This window comes from Piscinibacter sp. (assembly GCF_050175855.1).
GTDB lineage: Bacteria > Pseudomonadota > Gammaproteobacteria > Burkholderiales > Burkholderiaceae_C > Piscinibacter.
Genome location: NZ_JBFXIO010000389.1, coordinates 1 through 4,704 on the forward strand (window position 1 = coordinate 1; position 4,704 = coordinate 4,704).

The 4,704-nt window shown below is 69.8% G+C and carries 4 protein-coding genes and 1 pseudogene; 2 read left to right on the plus strand and 3 right to left on the minus strand.

Annotation, left to right across the window (positions count from 1 at the left end):
- The 3 genes from fliD to AB7U92_RS22125 form a co-directional block, all read right to left on the minus strand.
- Nucleotides 1-508 (minus strand): flagellar filament capping protein FliD (fliD, locus tag AB7U92_RS22115; protein WP_428582155.1); only part of this gene is annotated, 508 nt, incomplete at its 3' end.
- Nucleotides 509-632: 124 nt separating this feature from the next.
- Nucleotides 633-1,442, minus strand: a complete 810-nt coding sequence (locus AB7U92_RS22120; protein WP_428582157.1) for a flagellin — start codon at nucleotides 1,440-1,442, stop codon at nucleotides 633-635.
- A 212-nt stretch (nucleotides 1,443-1,654) separates the two neighbouring features.
- A complete protein-coding gene (locus tag AB7U92_RS22125; protein ID WP_428582159.1) occupies nucleotides 1,655-2,458 on the minus strand; it encodes a flagellin in 804 nt (267 codons plus the stop codon).
- Between the two features lie 275 nt (nucleotides 2,459-2,733).
- Here AB7U92_RS22125 and AB7U92_RS22130 point away from each other — a divergent pair, with 275 nt between their 5' ends.
- Both AB7U92_RS22130 and AB7U92_RS22135 read left to right on the plus strand, forming a co-directional pair.
- Nucleotides 2,734-3,813, plus strand: a complete 1,080-nt coding sequence (locus AB7U92_RS22130) for a glycosyltransferase (protein WP_428582161.1) — start codon at nucleotides 2,734-2,736, stop codon at nucleotides 3,811-3,813.
- 67 nt (nucleotides 3,814-3,880) lie between these two features.
- A pseudogene (locus tag AB7U92_RS22135) lies at nucleotides 3,881-4,704 on the plus strand (hypothetical protein); the annotation flags it as partial.

Genomic DNA, 4,704 nt, shown 5'->3' on the forward strand with positions numbered 1-4,704 from the left:
CGCTGCCGGCGTTGAGGATGCTGGCGGTGATGCCGGCGCCGGCGGCGTTGATCTTGTCGCGGATGCCAGCCAGCGTGTCGGTGGCCTCGATGGGGACGTTGAACGGATCGCCGCCGCCGGCGCGCTGGATGGTCAGCGTGCCCGAGCCCAGCGTGGCCGTGCTCGAGGCGACCGCCGGCGCGGCGATGGTCTGCGCCTTGGCCAGCGTGCCCACCGAGACCTCGAACTGCGCCGGACTCGCCGTGCTGCTGGTGGTGATGCTCACCGCGCTGTTCGACGAGGTGCCGGTGGTGGTCTTCCAGAAATCGGTGGAGGCCAGCTTGGCCGACAGGTCGCGGAACTTGGACAGCGCGCTCTTGACCTTGCCGACCTCCGAGATCTGCGACTGGATCTTCGTCTCGGCGGTCTCCAGCTGCTTGAGCGGCTGGCGTTCGATGGCCATCAGCTGCGTGATGATCGAGCTCACGTCGAGCCCGCTGCCGATGCCGGGTGAGCTGATGGTGGCCATGCGGAAACCCTTTCAGGAAGTGCCAAGGCGCCGGCGCGTGACCCTCTCGGTGCGCTCGGCGCCTTGTTCTCGGCGGCGGCGGCCCGTTCTTGAGCCGCCGTGCGTGACGAAGTGTTGTGCGGGCTCAGCCACCGCGCAGCAGGCTCAGCACCTGCTGGGGCAGCTGGTTGGCCTGCGCCACCATCGAGGTGCCGGCCTGCTGCAGGATCTGCGCCCGCGACAGGTTGGCGGTTTCCGCGGCGAAGTCGGCATCCATGATGCGGCCGCGGGCAGCCTGCTGGTTCTCGCCGGTGATCTGCAGGTTGCTGATGGCGAACTCGAAGCGGCTCATCGCGGCACCGTAGGTGGCGCGGCTGGTGGTGATCAGGTCGAGCTGCGCGTCGATGGCGGACACCGCGGTGGAGGCCGCACCCGCCGTCAGGATGTCGCCGCTCACCGTGCTCACCGTCGAGGTGGTGATGGTCATCGTGTCGCCGTTGTTGGCGCCGACCTGGAAGGTCTGCGCGCCGGCGCCTGAGCCGACGATGGCCGTGCCGTTGAACTTGGTCTGCTGCGCGATGCGCGTGATCTCCAGCGACAGCTGCTGGAATTCGGTGTCGAGGTTGGCGCGGTCGCCGGTGCCGTTGGAGCCGTTCTGCGCCTGGATGGCCAGCTCGCGCATGCGCTGCAGCACGTCGGTGACGGTGGCCAGCGCGCCTTCGGCGGTCTGCGCCAGCGAGATGCCGTCGTTGGCATTGCGGATCGCGACGTTGATGCCGCGGATCTGCGCATTCATGCGGTCGGCGATGGCGAGGCCGGCGGCGTCGTCCTTGGCCGAGTTGACGCGCAGGCCCGAAGACAGGCGCTGCATCGACGTGGCCAGGGAGCTCTGCGAGGTGTTCAGGTTCCGTTGCGCGTTCAGCGACGAAACGTTCGTATTGATGGTCTGCGGCATGAAAGCACTCCTGAAGGATCCGATTGCTGCCGGATCACTTGACCGGCGACTTCAGGCCCCTCTCGAGGTTCGGCCTGTCAGACGGATTCTTCGGCAGCCGCGCGACCGGGGGTCCGACGAATAGCGGCGCGAAACACCCGCAGGTCCGCGCCGCGGACCCGCCAACGAAAAGGCCGCCCCGAAGGGCGGCCCGTGACGCGTTGGCTGAAGGATCAGCGCAGCAGCGACAGCACGTTCTGCGGCAGCTGGTTGGCCTGGGCCACCATCGCCGAGCCGGCCTGCTGCAGGATCTGGGCACGCGACAGGTTCGCGGTTTCCTGCGCGAAGTCGGCGTCCATGATGCGGCCGCGGGCGGCCTGCTGGTTCTCGCCGGTGATCTGCAGGTTGTTGATCGCGAACTCGAAGCGGCTCATGGCGGCACCGTAGGTGGCGCGGCTGGTCGTGATCGTGTCCAGCGCGCTGTCGATCGCCGCCACGGCGGTCGAGGCCGCCGAGGCGGTGGTCAGGCCGCCGCCGACCGTCGCCACCTGCGACGTCGTGATCGTCAGCGTGTCGCCGTTGTTGGCGCCCACCTGGAAGGTGTTCACGCCGGCGCCGGAGCCGACGATGGCCGTGCCGTTGAACTTGGTCTGCTGCGAGATGCGGGTGATTTCCTGCGACAGCTGCTGGTATTCAGTGTCGAGGTTGGCGCGGTCGCTGGTGCCGTTCGTGCCGTTCTGGGCCTGAACCGCCAGTTCGCGCATGCGCTGCAGCACGTCGGTCACGGTGGACAGCGCGCCTTCGGCGGTCTGCGCCAGCGAGATGCCGTCGTTGGCGTTGCGGATGGCGACGTTGATGCCCTTGATCTGGGCGTTCATGCGGTCGGCGATGGCGAGGCCGGCGGCGTCGTCCTTGGCCGAGTTCACGCGCAGGCCGGAGGACAGGCGCTGCAGCGAGGTGGACAGCGAAGCCTGCGAAGAGGTGGCATTGCGCTGGGCGTTCAACGACGACACGTTGGTGTTGATGGTCATGGGCATGATGAAGACTCCTGTCAGTGGTTAAGACTCCAGTCGTCCGCTGTGTCTTGCAGTGCGTCGTGCTGCTCAACCATTGGCCGGCTAACCGGACACGGTGCTGATGCCAGAACCGTTGCGAGGGTTATCGGAGCCGTGCCGGAAAAACTTGAGGGGGGAGGAGAAGGGGCTTCGGAGTTCGTCAAGGGCCTGATCGTGGAAATAGCACGCCCGAACCCCTCTTCATCCGTGCATCGGTTGCATCCGGTTGCGCCTTCGCGCCGCGCGACAATGCCGCCATGCCCTCTGCGATCGCCCTGGTGATGATTGCGCGCAACGAGGCACGCTGCATCGCGCGTTGCCTGGCCAGCGCGCAACCGCATGTCGACGAGATGATCGTGCTCGACACCGGCAGCGCCGATGCCACGCGCGAGATCGCTGCCGCGGCCGGGGCCCGCGTGTTATCGGCCGCCTGGCCCGACGACTTCAGTGCCGCGCGCAACCTCGCGCTCTCGCATACCACCGCGCCCTGGCGTCTGGTGCTCGATGCCGACGAGTGGATCGCCTCGGGCGCCGCATGCCTGGCCGGCGTTCGCTCGCGCGATGCCTCGTTCATCGGGCTGGTCAGCGTCACCAGCGAAGTGGACGGCGCCGGCGGCGAGGTGCAGCAGGCGCCGAGCTGGATCCCGCGGCTGCTGCCGGCCGGCGTGCACTACGAGGGCCGCATCCACGAACAGCCGGCGGGCTCGCTGCCGCGCGAGCGGCTGCCGCTGGTGGTGGGGCACGACGGCTACCTCGCCGCCGCGCAGCAGGCCAAGGCCGGGCGCAACGAGCGACTGCTGCGCCTGGCGCTGGCCGAGCATCCGGGTGACGCCTATCTTCACTATCAGCTCGGCAAGGACCTCGAGGTGCGCTCGCTGTTCGCGCAGGCGCTGCCTTTCTATATGGAGGCGCACCGCCGCGGCGATGCGTCTGCGGCCTGGCGGCACGATCTGGTCGTGCGGCTGCTGTTCACCCTCAAGAAGTTGAAGCAGTTTGCCGAAGCCGTCGATCTGGCCGGCCACGAGATCGCCCACTGGGGCGAATCGCCCGACTTCTTCTTCGCCCTCGGCGACCTGCTGCTGGACTGGGCACTGGCCGAGCCGGAGCGCGCGGCCGAGCTGCTGCCGCAGATCGAGGCAAGCTGGCTGCGTGCCGTGGCCATCGGCGAACGCCCCGAGCTGCCCGACAGCGTGCGCGGCCGGGGCAGCTTCCTGGCGGCGCACAACCTCTCGGCCTTCCACCAGAGCCTGGGGCAGGCGCAGCAGGCGGCGCAGTGGCGCGAGCGGGCGCAGGCCTGGCGCGCGGCGGTGCGGCCCCTGCGCCGCGAGGCGGGCTGAACAGGCGGGCGGAAGCCGGCCTTTTCCGCGGCTGCGCGGCGCGGCGCACGGGTACGCTCGCCCGACCATGGCCCTCGTCCTGCCCCAGCCGAACCCACCGCACGCCGCCTCGGCCGCGCAACAGCGCGCCTGGCGCCAGTGGCAGACCGCCCAGACCAGCGCCCAGCGCGAGCTCTGGGGCGAGGCCGCGCTCGGCTTCGAGCAGGCCTTTGTCGCGCACGAGAACAGCGCCTACGGCCTGGCGGCCGCGCATGCGCTGATCAAGGCCGGCCGCGCCGACCTCGCCATACGGCGCGCGCAGTCGCTGCGCGCGCGTGATCCGAACCTGACGCTGGCCTACACGCTGGAGTCGCACGCGCTGATGGAGCGCGGCCAGAACGAGGCGGCGCTCGCGTGCCTGCTTTCGCTGCCCGAAGCCGCGATGCGCGACCAGCCCTGGTGGGTATCGCTGGGCGCGGCGCTGCAGCGCTGCCACCGCCACGACGACGCGATCGGCGCCTACATGCAGGCGCTGGCGCTGAAGATGGACGACGCCACGGTGCACTTCCGCCTCGGCATGTCGTTCAAGGACCGCGGCATGAAGGCCGAAGCCGCCGAGTGCGTGCGCACCGCGCTGACGCTCGGGCTGGACACCAGCCAGCTCGCCGCGCGCGCGCAACTGGTCTTCCTCGAGCGCGAGGCCTGCCGTTGGGCGAGCGCTGCGCAGGAGCTGGCCAGCCTGCGCGCCGACATCGTCGCTGCGAGCCCCGACCGCGCCGCCGAGACCATGCCCTTCCCGCATGCGGTGTTCGTCGACGACCCGCTCGAGCAGCTCAAGGTGGCGCGCCTGTATGCGATGCACGTGGCCAGCCGCGTGCAGCCGCTGCCGCGCCGCGTGGCGCGCGCGCACGA

Excerpts from the sequence above, each read along its gene's own strand:
- AB7U92_RS22130 (WP_428582161.1), top strand. The coding sequence starts at position 2,734 with ATGCCCTCTGCGATCGCCCTGGTGATGATTGCGCGCAACGAGGCACGC.
- AB7U92_RS22125 (WP_428582159.1), bottom strand. The coding sequence starts at position 2,458 with ATGCCCATGACCATCAACACCAACGTGTCGTCGTTGAACGCCCAGCGC.
- AB7U92_RS22120 (WP_428582157.1), bottom strand. The coding sequence starts at position 1,442 with ATGCCGCAGACCATCAATACGAACGTTTCGTCGCTGAACGCGCAACGG.